Origin of the sequence: Klebsiella sp. PCX (assembly GCF_021869705.1) — a bacterium.
Taxonomy (GTDB): domain Bacteria; phylum Pseudomonadota; class Gammaproteobacteria; order Enterobacterales; family Enterobacteriaceae; genus Klebsiella; species Klebsiella quasipneumoniae.
The window spans coordinates 4,015,807-4,029,635 of record NZ_CP091527.1 but is presented as its reverse complement, the minus strand read 5'-3'; the positions used below and the strand labels follow the sequence as shown (position 1 = coordinate 4,029,635).

Annotated in this window: 11 protein-coding genes; 8 read left to right on the top strand and 3 right to left on the bottom strand. The window is 60.2% G+C overall.

Annotated elements, in window-relative coordinates; genetic code table 11:
- Positions 1 to 30 precede the first annotated feature (30 nt).
- The 6 genes from hydN (at position 31) to GQR96_RS19095 (ending at position 7,836) form a co-directional block, all read left to right on the top strand.
- Positions 31 to 558 carry an electron transport protein HydN gene (gene hydN, locus GQR96_RS19120; protein ID WP_004205658.1) on the top strand — a complete coding sequence of 176 codons (528 nt, stop codon included), beginning with the start codon at positions 31 to 33 and terminating at the stop codon, positions 556 to 558.
- Between the two features lie 8 nt (positions 559 to 566).
- Entirely contained in the window at positions 567 to 2,801 is a 2,235-nt protein-coding gene (hypF, locus tag GQR96_RS19115) for a carbamoyltransferase HypF (protein WP_065905310.1), read from the top strand.
- Complete coding sequence (locus GQR96_RS19110; RefSeq protein ID WP_017899641.1) at positions 2,798 to 3,811, top strand: HoxN/HupN/NixA family nickel/cobalt transporter; 1,014 nt, start codon at positions 2,798 to 2,800, stop codon at positions 3,809 to 3,811. The genes hypF and GQR96_RS19110 overlap by 4 nt, the downstream gene beginning before the upstream one ends.
- 318 nt (positions 3,812 to 4,129) lie before the next feature.
- Positions 4,130 to 5,185, top strand: coding sequence for an amidohydrolase family protein (locus GQR96_RS19105; protein WP_004205661.1), 1,056 nt, complete (start codon positions 4,130 to 4,132; stop codon positions 5,183 to 5,185).
- Complete coding sequence (locus tag GQR96_RS19100; protein WP_004205662.1) at positions 5,175 to 6,443, top strand: MFS transporter; 1,269 nt, start codon at positions 5,175 to 5,177, stop codon at positions 6,441 to 6,443. The genes GQR96_RS19105 and GQR96_RS19100 overlap by 11 nt, the downstream gene beginning before the upstream one ends.
- A gap of 58 nt (positions 6,444 to 6,501) precedes the next feature.
- On the top strand, positions 6,502 to 7,836 hold the full coding sequence (locus GQR96_RS19095) for an MFS transporter (protein WP_049092178.1): 1,335 nt from the start codon (positions 6,502 to 6,504) through the stop codon (positions 7,834 to 7,836).
- Between the two features lie 39 nt (positions 7,837 to 7,875).
- On the opposite strand, the gene GQR96_RS19090 is transcribed toward GQR96_RS19095, so the two are convergent.
- On the bottom strand, positions 7,876 to 8,592 hold the full coding sequence (locus tag GQR96_RS19090; protein WP_017899643.1) for an IclR family transcriptional regulator: 717 nt from the start codon (positions 8,590 to 8,592) through the stop codon (positions 7,876 to 7,878).
- Between the two features lie 166 nt (positions 8,593 to 8,758).
- On the opposite strand from GQR96_RS19090, the gene GQR96_RS19085 reads away from it, so the two are divergent.
- Both GQR96_RS19085 and GQR96_RS19080 read left to right on the top strand, forming a co-directional pair.
- Positions 8,759 to 9,454, top strand: a complete 696-nt coding sequence (locus GQR96_RS19085; RefSeq protein WP_065905309.1) for an RraA family protein — start codon at positions 8,759 to 8,761, stop codon at positions 9,452 to 9,454.
- Positions 9,451 to 10,398 carry a hydroxyacid dehydrogenase gene (locus tag GQR96_RS19080; protein ID WP_004205666.1) on the top strand — a complete coding sequence of 316 codons (948 nt, stop codon included), beginning with the start codon at positions 9,451 to 9,453 and terminating at the stop codon, positions 10,396 to 10,398. The genes GQR96_RS19085 and GQR96_RS19080 overlap by 4 nt, the downstream gene beginning before the upstream one ends.
- 842 nt (positions 10,399 to 11,240) lie before the next feature.
- Here the strand turns inward: GQR96_RS19080 and norW are convergent.
- The gene (norW, locus tag GQR96_RS19075; RefSeq protein ID WP_004205667.1) at positions 11,241 to 12,374 is read right to left on the bottom strand and encodes an NADH:flavorubredoxin reductase NorW; all 1,134 of its coding nucleotides are present in this window, start codon (positions 12,372 to 12,374) and stop codon (positions 11,241 to 11,243) included.
- Positions 12,371 to 13,819 carry an anaerobic nitric oxide reductase flavorubredoxin gene (norV, locus tag GQR96_RS19070; RefSeq protein WP_017901376.1) on the bottom strand — a complete coding sequence of 483 codons (1,449 nt, stop codon included), beginning with the start codon at positions 13,817 to 13,819 and terminating at the stop codon, positions 12,371 to 12,373. The genes norW and norV overlap by 4 nt, the downstream gene beginning before the upstream one ends.
- Positions 13,820 to 13,829: the final 10 nt, after the last annotated feature.

Sequence of the window (13,829 nt, the reverse complement as noted above, 5' to 3'; positions counted from 1 at the left end):
CGCCTAACCCTCTTACTGCTGGAGAAATGGATGAACCGTTTCATTATCGCCGATGCGAGCAAATGCATCGGCTGTCGCACTTGCGAAGTGGCCTGCGTGGTGTCCCATCAGGAACATCAGGACTGCGCCTCCCTGACGCCGCACACCTTTCAGCCGCGTATTCATGTGATAAAAGGGGTCAATGTCTCCACGGCCACCGCCTGCCGTCAGTGTGAGGACGCCCCCTGCGCCAACGTCTGCCCGAACGGCGCTATCAGTCGCGATAAAGGCTTTGTTCATGTGATGCAGGAGCGCTGCATCGGCTGCAAAACCTGCGTCGTCGCCTGCCCGTACGGGGCGATGGAGGTAGTGGTGCGGCCGGTGATCCGCCATAGCGGCGCCGGACTGAACGTCGTGGCGGAAAAAGCCGAAGCCAACAAGTGCGATCTCTGCTTCCACCGCGACAGCGGCCCGGCCTGCATGGAGGTCTGCCCGACGCACGCCCTGGTCTGCGTAGACCGCAACAAGCTGGAGCAGATGAACCAAGAGAAACGTCGCCGCACGGCGCTGGCCTGGTAACCTCTGGCATGAACGGGGTGCAAATCCGCATTCGCGGTAAGGTGCAGGGGGTGGGGTTCCGCCCCTTTGTCTGGCAGCTGGCTCAGAGGCAGGCTCGCTGCGGCGATGTCTGTAACGACGGCGAGGGCGTTCTGGTGCGGCTGGCCGGGGGCGATGACGGTTTTACTGCCGCCCTCGCTGCCCACTGCCCGCCGCTGGCGCGGGTCGACAGCGCCGACTGCGTCCCTTATCGCTGGGCGGCTCCGCCGCAGGGCTTCACCATCCGCGAGAGCGGGGCGGGGCGGATGCGCACCCAGATCGTGCCCGATGCCGCGACCTGCCCGGCGTGCCTCGCGGAGATGAATGATCCCCGGGCGCGCCGCTATCGCTACCCCTTTATCAACTGCACCCACTGCGGGCCGCGGTTGACCATCATTCGTGCCATGCCTTACGACCGGCCTTTTACCGCGATGGCGCCGTTTCCCCTCTGTCCGCCCTGCGAGGCGGAATACCGCGATCCCGCCGATCGCCGCTTTCACGCCCAGCCGGTGGCCTGCCCCGACTGCGGGCCGCGGCTGGAGTGGCGGGCCCAGGGTGAAGTGCGGCGCGGCGAGGCGGCGCTGCAGGCGGCTATCGCCCGGCTGGCGGCGGGCGACATCGTGGCGATAAAAGGCGTCGGCGGCTTTCATCTGGCCTGCGACGCCGGCAACCCCGCTGCTGTTGCCACGCTGCGGGCGAGGAAACACCGTCCGGCGAAACCGCTGGCGGTGATGCTGCCCTCTGCGGCGGGGTTACCTGCCGACGCCGTGGCGCTGATGGGCTCCCCGGCGGCGCCCATCGTACTGATTAGCAAAGCGCAGGTCTCCGGCCTGTGCGACGAGATTGCGCCAGGGCTTGCGGAAGTTGGGGTGATGCTGCCGTCTAATCCGCTGCAGCATTTGCTTCTGCAGGCGCTGGCGCGCCCTATCGTGATGACCTCCGGCAACCTTAGCGGCCGCCCGCCGGCGTTAAGTAATACTGAAGCACTCAACGACTTAGCCGACATCGCCGACGGCTTTTTGCTCCATAACCGCGACATCGTGCAGCGGCTGGATGATTCTCTGGTGCGCTCGAGCGGAGAAATGCTGCGCCGCGCCCGGGGCTATGTCCCGGATGCGCTGCCGCTGCCGCCGGGTCTGGACAAGGTGCCGCCGCTGCTGGCGCTGGGCGCGGACATGAAAAACACCTTCTGCCTGGCGCGCGGGGGCGAAGCGGTTCTCAGCCAGCACTTCGGCGATCTTGGCGAGGAGGGCGTCGAGCAGCAGTGGCGCAGCGCGCTGCAGCTGATGCAGAACATCTTCGCCTTTGCGCCGCAGCGGGTGGTGGTTGACGCCCATCCTGGCTATCGATCGACGCAGTGGGGAGCGGCTCTGCCGCTGCCGGTGGAGACCGTGCTGCATCACCATGCTCACGCTGCGGCGTGCCTGGCAGAGCACCGCTGGCCGCTCGACGGCGGAGACGTTATCGCCCTGATCCTCGACGGAATCGGCATGGGGGAGAACGGCGCGCTATGGGGAGGGGAGTGCCTGCGGGTTAACTATCGCCAGTGCGAACATCTCGGCGGGCTGCCGGCTGTCGCCCTGCCGGGCGGCGACCTGGCGGCGCGTCAGCCGTGGCGTAATCTGCTGGCTCAGTGCCTGGCTTTTGTCCCTGACTGGCAGGATTACCCGCAGACCGGTACGCTGCGCCAGCGCAACTGGCCGCTGCTGGCGCAGGCCATCGACCGCGGTATTAACGCGCCGCGCGCCTCGTCCTGCGGACGGCTGTTTGATGCCGTCGCCTGCGCGCTGGACTGCGCCCCGGAGAGCCTGAGCTATGAGGGGGAGGCGGCCTGTCGGCTGGAGGCGCTGGCCGCCAGCTGCCCCGGCGTCAGCCATCCGGTCACGCTGCCGTGGCGCGGCAATGCGCTGGACCTGGCCACCTTCTGGCGGCAGTGGCTGCGCTGGCAGGCGAGCCCGGCGCAAAAAGCCTGGGCATTTCATGACGCCCTGGCCTGCGGACTGGCGGCGATGGCCCGCGACTGTGCGACTGCCCGCGGCATCGACACGATTGTCTGCAGCGGTGGGGTGCTGCATAACCGTCTGCTGGCGGCGCGATTGACCTTTTATCTGGCGGATTTTACTCTGCTGTTTGCGCAGCAGTTGCCGGCCGGCGACGGCGCAATCGCCTATGGTCAGGCGGTGATCGCCGCCGCTCGCGTTCAGGCTCAAGGAACACAACAATGATAATGACAGTTTTACGCCAGCAGCCGCGCGCCGCGGGCCTGGTGTTGGGGTTGATCGCGGCGAACTTACTGGCCTGGTGCTGGGCGCTGCAGGCCTTTGGCGACAGCGGCGCGCTAATGGCCGCCAGCCTGCTGGCCTGGGGCTACGGCCTACGCCACGCAGTGGACGCCGATCATATCGCGGCGATTGATAACGTCACCCGCAAGATGATGCAGCAGGGGCGGCGGCCCTTCGCCGTCGGGGCCTGGTTCTCGCTGGGCCACTCGTCGATTGTGGTGCTGGCCTCGGCAGCGATTGCCGCTACCGCCACGGCCTTCAGCGCGCAGATGAACTGGCTGCACGACACCGGTAGCGTCATCGGCACCGCTGTGTCGGCGCTGTTTCTGCTGGCGATGGCCTTTATCAACCTGGTGATATTGCGCAGCGTCTGGCGTAGCTTTCGGGCGTGGAAGCGGGGTGAGCCGTTGAGCGACGAGATCGTCAGCGGCGGCGGGGTGATGAGCTGGCTGTTTGGCAAAACCTTTCGTCTGGTCAGCCGTAGCTGGCAGATGTACCTGGTCGGTTTCCTGTTCGGCCTCGGGTTTGATACCGCCACCGAAATCGGCGTGCTGGGCATCTCCGCCGCCGGCGCGTCGAGCGGGATTTCCGTCTGGTCGATTATGGTCTTCCCGGCGCTGTTCGCCAGCGGCATGGCGCTGGTGGACACCCTCGATAACGTGCTGATGGTCGGCGCCTACGGCTGGGCGTTCAGCAAGCCGCAGCGCAAGCTTTACTACAACATGACCATCACCGGCACTTCGGTGGTGGTGGCGCTGTTTATCGGCGGCCTGGAAGCGCTGGGTCTGCTGATGGATAAGTTTGCGCTCAGCGGCGGAATATGGCGCTGGGTAGGGGCGTTAAACGACAACCTCGGCGACGCCGGGTTTGTGGTGGTCGGGCTGTTTGTCGCCTGTTGGGCGCTGTCGGTGCTCAATTATCGCTGGCGCGGCTACGATAATCTGGCGCGTTAGGTTCAGCATTTTCCCGGCTTGCGCTGCGCTAAGCCGGGCGATCATCACTCTCTGGCGGCGCTTCTCTGCGCAGGTTCCCACCGGTCGTCACGAACCATCGCTCTACGTTAATCAGCTCACTTATTTAACTCATTGAAAAATTATTATTTTTATCAAATCTTCATTTCTCTTCGTTTTAACGACCCGCAGCATCTGTGATTCACCTCTTATTTACATCATTTAAACCATTCGTTAACTGGATAAAAACACGGCAGCCTCGTTATAGTAGTTTTGTAAAATAAAACACTGTTGTACAGGGTAAAACAAAACGAGGTATTCATGGAGATCGTTACCGCGCCGCACCTTGCGGTCAGAAACGAGTGGCTTGCGTTACATCGTGAAGCGCCATTACAACCCGAGCTGCCCATCATTGATGCGCATCATCATCTTTGGGATCGGCAAACCGGCCGCTATCTCACCCATGAGTTCAGCGACGATATCCAGACCTCAGGGCATCGCGTTGTCTCATCGGTCTACGTGCAATGCCGCTCCATGTTGCGTCGCGACGGGCCGGAGACGCTTAAACCGCTTGGTGAAATCGAGTTTGCCAGCGGTATCGCCGCGATGTTCGCCAGCGGACATTATGCAAACGCGCTCGGATGCGAAGCCGTCATCGGCGGCCTTAGCTTGCTGGCGGGCGATGCGATGCAGCCTGCCATCGAGAGCGCGATAGCGTTATCCGGCGGGCGGCTGCGTGGGATGCGCAATCCGTTGGCCTGGCATCCCGATCCGCGGGTCACGTCCAGCCCGGTTACGCCACCGCCAGGACTGGCGCTGAGCGATCCGTTCCATCGGGGCGCTCTCTGCCTTGCGAAAAATGGATTGTCGCTTGATGTGTGGGTTTACCACACGCAACTGGATGAAATTGCCGAGCTGGCGCGGTACATACCAACGCTTCAGATTGTGCTCGATCACTGTGGCGGGCCAGTCGGCGTTGGACCCTATTCAGAACGGGATCCAGACATGTTTCAGCAGTGGCGAAACAGTATGCGACATCTGGCGGAACTGCCGAACGTATGCGTAAAAATTAGCGGATTTGGTATGACGGTCAGGGGATTTCCCTTCGCAGCGGCAGAAACACCGCCGGATTCGCAAATGCTGGCACAGGCCTGGCAACCGTGGTTTGAGACCATCGTTTCGCTTTTCGGTGCGGAACGCTGCATGTTCGCCAGCAACTTTCCGGTCGATAAAGGCATGTTCAGCTACGGCGTTTTCTGGAACGCCTGCAAACGCCTGGCGCAACAGATGTCCCCTGGCGAACAGGCGCAGTTGTTCTGGCGCACTGCCGCAACCTGTTATCGGTTAACCTCTGTGGAGAAGATCAATGACCAGTAAAAGCGAGCTGAATCAATTTACTGCGACTAAAGCGACGCCTGACACATTGCCACAGCGCGTTGCTGAGAGGCGGACGCTGGCGCTGGGCGGCCTTGGCTGGACATTTGAAAGCTATGACTCCTTTCTGCTTTCATTGCTGTTGCCAGTACTGGGCGTGGTGTTCGGTATTAATAAAACCGAGCTTGGGCTGTTTATCAGCGTCACGGCCGGGGGGCAGATTATTGGCGGGATCCTGTTTGGTTTTATCGCCGACAAAATTGGCCGTGTAAAAACGGCGCTGACCTGTATCGCCATCTATTCACTCTTTTCCGGCCTGTTAGCCTTTACGCACGATCAACAACATTTCGCGCTGTTACGTTTTTGCGGCGCGCTGGGTATGGGCGGAATGTGGACATCGGGCGCGGCGCTGATTGCGGAAACCTGGCGGCCAGAGCGGCGCGCGCGCGGCGGCGCGCTGATGCAAATGGGGTTGCCCGTTGGCGCGATTCTGGCCATCAGCCTGACGGCAATCGTCAGCTCGGTTAATGGCGGCCTGGAGCAGGGGGCATGGCGCTATCTGTTTATGATCGGCGCGCTGCCGGTGTTCATTATGAGCGTGGTGGCCTGGTTCACACCGGAATCGCAGGTTTGGCTTGCTCGTCAACAGGCGAAGGCGACGAGTAGTCAACCTGCCGCGAAGCTGGGGAAACACAATCTGCGAGGTCTGCTGCTGGCCTTTGTCTTTATCTTTTTTATTCAGTATCTGTTCTGGGGCGTATTTACCTGGACACCCACCTATCTGCGAGAAGTCAAACACCTGGATTTTCTGCACAGTCTGAAATTTGTACTTGCGCTGCAGGCTGGGGCCATCGCGGGGTTTCTGGTGTTTTCGGTGCTGGCGGATAAGTGGGGACGCCGTCCAATGTTCCTGATTTATCTGTTAACGGGCGCCATTGCCGTCGCGCTTTACCTTGTGGCCACTCAACCCATCATTCTGATGGTGGCGATTTTCATGGCCGGTTTCGGGGTTAACGGTATTTTTGCGGGCTCCGGACCCTTCCTGGCGGAAATCATCGGGGACACCTCTTCCCGGGGCTTCCTGATGGGGCTCGCCTATAACGGAGGCCGTCTGGGCGGATTTATTGCGCCGCTACTGATTGGCGCTGTCGCCAATGCCGGCGGTTTCACCGCGGGACTGGCGACGACCGTGGTTGCTTTCCTTGCGGCGATGCTGGTGGTGTGGCGAGCGCCGGAAACCAGAGGCATCAAGCTGAAGTAACGTATTTCATCTCTACATCGTTTTCCTGATAAACATAATGAAACCCTGCGAGGAAACCATGACCGATCAATTACCGAACCGCGCGAACGATAACGACGCGCTGGAAAAAGAAACCATGCGACGGGTTATCTGGCGCATCCTGCCTTTCCTGGTGGTGAGCTACCTGGTGTCGATTATTGACCGGGGCAATATAGGCATGGCGGCGCTGCAGATGAATGAAGATCTGGGGCTAAGTAAGGCGGCTTTTGGCTTCGCCAGCAGTTTGTATTTTGTGGCCTACTTTATTTTTGAAGTACCCAGCAATCTGGCGATGCAGAAGGTGGGCGCACGCTTGTGGCTGCCGCGCATTATGATCAGCTGGGGAGTGGTATCGATGTGTATGGCGCTGGTGCAAAATACGACCTCACTGTATATCGTCCGTTTTTTGCTGGGCGCCGCCGAAGCGGGCTTCTTTCCGGGCGTGGTGCTTTATCTTACCTGGTGGATCCCGTCGCGCTACCGTGCGCGTATCATTGCCTCTTTTATGGTGGCCATTCCGCTGGCTAACTTTATCGGTTCACCGCTTTCAGGGTTGATCCTGACCCTGGATGGCTGGTTAGGGCTGCGTGGCTGGCATCTGTTATTCATTATTGAAGGGCTGCCGGCGGTACTGCTGGGAATAGCCGCGTTTTTTATTCTGCGCGACCGCCCTCACCAGGCTGGCTGGTTAACCGAGCGGCAAAAAACGTGGCTGGAAAACACCCTTCAGGCAGAGCGGCAACAGCAGACACAGATCGGCCACACCACGACATGGCAACTGTTGAAGCATCGCCAGATCTGGCTTATGGCGCTGATTTACGCTGGCGCTTCTTCTGCCGGCACCACGCTAAGCGTCTGGTCTCCACAGCTGCTGAAGTCGTTCCATCTTGATAACCTGACCACCGGGCTGCTGAATGCCATCCCCTATGGCCTGGCCTCGGTGCTGATGATTGTATGGGGACGCAGTTCGGACCGGAATAATGAACGCCGCTGGCACACGGCCCTTGCCCTCTTTATGATTGCGGCTGGCGTGTTCGCGGCATTTATCAATCTATCGCTGCCGGCCACCATTATGATCCTCAGTACCATACTGATTGGCGCATATGCGGCGAAGGGCCCCTTCTGGGCGCTGGCATCGGGCTGGATGAGCAGCACGTCAGCTGCCGCCGGGCTGGCGGCCATCGGCGCGATCGCCAACCTGATTGGCGGCGCGGTGATGGTGAATGCCTATGGCATTATTAGCGAACGGACAGGAAGCTATACGCTGGCGATGCTGCCGCTGGCCGTCTTGTGTCTGGCAGGCGGCATTGCGGTGCTGGCGATGGGGCGCCGTTACTCGCAGTCTGCCAGGCAGGAAAAACAGGTGACCCATTAATAAGCAAAGGCGGGATTTTTCCCGCCTTCTCAGCAAAGCTTACTCTTTCACACCGTAAAACGTTTCGCAGAAAGGCTTGCTGGCCCCTAGCTTGAGCGACAGGCGGTTGGCCGTCTCCTGCATGAGCTGGCTGATGCCGCTCGTTTTACGATCTTCCGTCAGACGCGATGCCGGCCCGGTCAGGGCCAGCGCCGCGATCAGTTTATCGTGGACGCCAAAAACAGGCATTGCGAAGGCCGCAGTGTGCGGGTCGCGCGCGCCGGAGGTATAGAACGGCAGCGTCGGTTCGTCTTCCGGCAACGATTCACCCAATCCCCAGTGGCGTAAAACCTTGCTGATAGCGGAACCATCCAGCGGGAACTGGCTGCCGGGCAGGTTGCTGTGGCGTAATCCCTGGGAGGCTTCGGCGCGGAACAGGCACAGGCGTTGCCCACCCTCAATCACATACCAGCTTGCGCTTTCGCTGGAGGCCTGCGACAGCGCCTGCAATTCCGGCTGTACGACTCTGGCAAGTTCAAATGATTGCTCATAGAGCTTGCCGAGATAGAGCAAACGGTGGCCGAGCGTATAGGTGCCATCGTCGTGCCGGATGATGTAGTTCATTCGCTCAAGCGAATTCATCAGGCGATAAACGGTTGTTTTGTGATATCCCGAAAGCTGGGCCAGCTCGGTTAACGTCAGACTGTCATTACCGGGACGGAAGCAGTCAAGTAAAGCCAGCGCCTTTTCAACGGCAATTACGCCTTCATTCCCCATCATGTTCTCCTTTTTGCCGACCAAAATTGTACCTGAATTTTGTGAGTAACTTCGTGTTTACATCACAAACAACTTCGCAACACTGGCGAAAAGCGACGCAATGCTCGTATAGTTGTTTTATATAGTACACACAAGTTGTACCTAGTAAAACAAATGGAGAGTCACCATGTCTGCTTCACAACAGAAACTCATCAATCTTGATATTGCGCGTGTTGACGCGGAAGAGGTCCGTCAGGCTGCCGAATTTCAGGCCGCCATCCTGGCTGACGTAGCCGGACGCCGTGGCACATTACATGGCCGCATCAAGCCGCTGGCGCCGCATATGACGGTTGCCGGGCCGGCGATTACCGTAGAGGTACGCCCAGGGGATAATCTGGCTATTCACGCCGCAATGGCCGTCGCCAAACCTGGCGACGTGCTGGTCATCGACGGGAAGGGCGATCTCTCCTGCGCGCTGCTGGGAGAGATCATGGCAACGCAGGCGCAGGCCAGCGGTATCGCCGGGATCGTCATCGATGGCGCTGTTCGTGATGCGGAAACCTTAAGTAAACAACGCTTTCCGGTTTTCGCAGCCGGCCTGAATCCGTGCGGCCCCACCAAGTTCATTCCTGGCCGGGTCAATCATGCCATTTCGGTCGGTGGCGCCGCGGTGCAGGCAGGTGACTTAGTGGTAGGGGATATTGACGGCGTGGTTGTTATCCCGCGCGATGAAGTCCGCACTATCATCGAGCTGGCGAAAGGTAAACTGGAAATGGAATCAAAACGTCTGGTTGCTATCCGCGACGGCAACCTTCGTCCGCACTGGCTGGAGAGCGCTCTGCGTCAGGCGGGGATGCTGAGCGAAGGGGAGACACTGCCATGAGCGCTAAAAATGTCATACTGATTACCGGCAGCGATTTGGCTGACGCGGCGCTGGGGATGCTGGAAGATTACGAACTTGTCTTTGCCGGCCGCCAGCCTACAGAGGCCCAGCTGATCGCGCTGTGCCAGCAGCACAATCCCGTCGCCATCCTGGTGCGCTATGGCCACATCACTGCCGCCGTTATGGATGCCGCCCCGGCATTGAAGGTGATTGCCAAACATGGCAGTGGCATCGATGTCATTGACGTTGAGGCGGCTGCCGCGCGCGGCATTCTGGTTCGCGCGGCGACCGGGGCGAATGCCGCCGCGGTTTCCGAACACACCTGGGCGTTAATTCTGGCCTGTGCTAAGTCGGTCATTCCGCTTGATCGCCGCCTGCGCGAAGGGCACTGGGATAAATCAACGCATAAATCGCTTGAGCTTGAGGGCAGAACGCTGGGACTCATCGGCCTCGGCGCCATTGGCAGCCGGGTGGCGAAGATTGCCTGTGCCTTTGGCATGAAGGTTCTGGCTTACGATCCCTATGCGAAAGCGGTTCCGCCGGAATGTGAACGTGTTGCTGAACTTAGCGAGCTGCTCATGCAGGCCGATGTGCTGTCGCTTCATTGCCCTTTGACGCAACAAAACAGGGGAATGATCAATGCCGCCACGCTGGCGCAGTGTAAGCCGGGCGCCATCCTCGTGAATACCGCGCGCGGCGGGTTGATTGACGATGCGGCGCTGGCCGCGGCATTAAAAGCGGGGACCTTGCGCTGGGCGGCGCTTGACAGCTTTAATAGTGAACCATTAACCACGCCGCATATCTGGCAGGCGATCGATAATGTCATTCTCTCTCCGCATGTGGGCGGCGTTAGCGATGCCTCTTACGTGAAAATGGGGACCGCCGCCGCGGCCAACATTCTGCAGGTGCTGCAGGAGTTGGCTCAGACAGAAACAACGTATTAAGTGTTAACCGAACCTGCGCTCCCGGTTAATTATTCTGCCCTTATGCACTTACGGGCGGCGTCCGCAGGCCGGGTAAGCGTAGCGCCAGCCGGCGAAATTACCGCGCAACAGGCTGCGTGGGAGGTAATCAATGCTTGCCCGGCGGCGCTGCGCTTGCGCGGGCCTACGGTATCTGAGCTTACGGACTGCATCCGTAGGCCGGGTAAGCGTAGCGCCTCCCGGCAAAATAACCGCGCAACAGGGCTGCGTGGGAGGTAATCAATGCTTGCCCGGCGGCGCTGCGTGTATTGCAGATACGGTTATCGGAATGCCACTTTGTCACTCCGGCAACAGCGTCTGTCGCCTGTAACTTCAGCGTACATTGCGCTCCCGGTTAATCTTCTGCGTTATGTCTTTCATGGCGCAGGGAGCGCACAGGGGGCGGCCAGTCGCCGCCGCCCCCTGTACCCCCGGGCTCCGGCCAGCAAAATCGCCGCTGCGCGGTCCCTTCGACTTATCCCTGCAGGCTTCGGGTCGGGCCGAGGCAGCGTCCGTGCAAAACACGGCCCTCAGCCCGCATCCATGCGGGCTGCCCCGGCCTTCCGGGAATGTCTCAGCGATTTTGAGGCCGTCAGCACCGGCAGTTTCAGCGACCCCAGCGCCAGCGGTGATTTGGGGCTGTAGGCCGGGTAAGGTGCAGCCGCCACCCGGCGAAATCAAGGATACCGTGCCTGATATCTTGCCCGGCGGCGCTGCGCTTGCACGGGCCTACGGGGTGTGAGCCTGTGAGTGGATCCTGTAGGCCGGGTAAGCGTAGCGCCACCCGGCAAACTAACGGCGCAACAGGGCTGCCTGGAAGGTCATCAACTCCCCAGCTGTTTGAGCAGGGCAAAGGCGTCTTTCATCTTGTCTTCGCTGACCACAAAGGCGCGCAGCTGCTTCTCACCATCCAGCCCTTTCGCCACCAGCCCCTCTTTGGCGGCCACGATGTTCCACGTCAGATCCTCGCGACGGGTATCGCCGGCCAGATGCAGCGGCAGATCCGGGGTCTTCACCTTCACCAGCATCGGCGGCAGTTTCAGTTCTCCCGTCTGCGCCAGCAGGTTTTTACTCAGGCACATGGCGCTGAGTAAAATCGGCTGCAGGAACGGCAGTACCGTACCGTTGATTTCCGCACAGTCGCCGAGGGCGTAAATCGCCGGGTCGCTGGTTTGCAGCTGGCTATTGACCACCACGCCGCGGTTAATCTGCAATCCGGCGTGGCGCGCCAGCGAGGTTTCCGGGCGCAGGCCGGCGGCGGCCACCACTGCATCGACGGTTATCACGCGCTGGCGATCGAGGCTAACGCGGATGCCGTCGGCGGTATGCTCAAGCCCTTCCAGCTGCGTTTTTAACATCAGATGGACGCCCATCCCGGTGAGGCGATGCTGCAGACGGCTGCTGACCTCCGGCGGCATCAGCGCCGCCAGTACGCTGGCGGCGTTATCAACCACCGTCACCGCTTTACCGGCGCGACAGAAATCCATCGCCAGCTCGCAGCCAATCAGGCCGCCGCCGACGATCAGCACCCGCCTGGCGTCGCGGAGCTGGCTCTGCGCGGCGCCATATTCGCGCTGGCTGTTCAGCGTCAGCATCAGCTCGCGGCCCGGCACCGGGGGGATAAACGGCGTGGCGCCGGTGGCCAGCACCAGTTTGTCGTAGCGCCACTGCTTATCCAGGCTTTTCACCCGATGGTTTTCAGCGTCGACATCGTTCACCCAGGTATGGGGAAACAGGCGCAGATTGTACTGCTCGGCGAACTCGCCGGCGCTTTGCAGGGTGAGATCGTCGGCGTGCTGTCCGCGGCTGATGACGTGGCTGAGATCGGGCTTGTTGTACTCATCCATGCTATCGGCGGCGATGAGGGTCAGCGGGATTCCGGCATCCTGCTTACGAATATTTTTCACCAGCTGGCGGGCCGCGAAGCCCGAGCCGATGATGACGATACCATCACTCATTTTGCCTCCATCGCCAGGACGTCAAAGACATCTTTGCCAAGAGAACACTCAGGACAAAGGAAATTGTCCGGCACTTCACTCCAGGGCGTACCCGGCTGGACATCCTGGTTAGGTTCGCCTTTCGCCGGGTCATACACCCACTGGCAGACGCTGCACTGCATCATGGGACCGAGATCGGCGGCCGTGGCGGCGGCACAGGCGCAGTCCTGTTGTTCCGGCGTGACTGTCGCTTCAGCAACCGGCAGCGGGGAGAGGGCCCACTGGCGGGCGATGTCGCGACCGTGTTGGCGGCACAGTTCGAGCGCGTCGATATCCGGGCGCCATTTGGCTTTCAGGCTCAGGGACATCTCAAAGCCGGCATCCTGCAGGCGGGTGGACAGGCGGTCTACCGCGCCGCCGCTCCAGCCGTGGGAGCCAAAGGCGCTGGCGCGTTTGTTGCGAAAACGCAGCCCGGTCATCTCTTCCACCAGCCCGGCGATTTTCGGCATCATCACGTTGTTCATGGTGGAGGTGCCCACCAGCACGCCCTTCGAGCGGAAAACATTGGTGAGGATGTCGTTTTTGTCGCTGCGGGCGACGTTAAAGATTTTCACCGCCACCCGTGGGTCGACCTCAGTGATCCCCTGGGCAATGGCGTCCGCCATCATGCGGGTGTTGTTGGACATGGTGTCGTAGAAAATCGTGATGCGATCTTCCTGATAATCCGCCGCCCATTCGAGGTATTTCTCGACGATTTGCGTCGGGTTATCGCGCCAGACCACGCCGTGGGAGGTGGCAATCATCGCTACCGGCAGGTTGAAGCCGAGGATTTCGTTAATTTTCGGCGTCACCAGGCGGCTGAACGGCGTCAGGATGTTGGCGTAGTAGCGCTGGCACTGTTCGTACAGTTCACTCTGGTCCACTTCATCGTTGAACAGATGTTCGTCGCAGTAGTGCTGCCCGAAGGCGTCATTGCTGAACAGCACCGCGTCGCCGGTCAGGTAGGTCATCATGCTGTCCGGCCAGTGCAGCATTGGCGTTTCGACGAAGATCAGCTGCTTACCGTTGCCGATATCGAGAGTGTCGCCAGTTTTCACCACGTGGAAGTTCCACTCCGGATGGTGGTGATGACCGTTGATGGAGTCGATGGCGTTGGCGGTGCAGTAGATCGGCGTATCCGGGATCTGCATCATCAGCTCAGTCAACGCGCCGGCGTGGTCCTCTTCGGCGTGGTTAATAACGATGTAGTCGAGGTCGGCGAGGTCGATTTCGCGGCGCAGGTTCTGCACGAACTCGCGGCTGAATTTATGATCGACGGTATCGATCAGCACGTTTTTCTCTTCGCGGATGAGATAGCTGTTATAGCTGCTGCCGCGCAGCGTTTTATATTCGGTGCCGTGGAAATCACGCACTTCCCAGTCACGTTGGCCAACCCAAAGAATGTTATTTTTCACCACAATAGACATAGCAACCTCA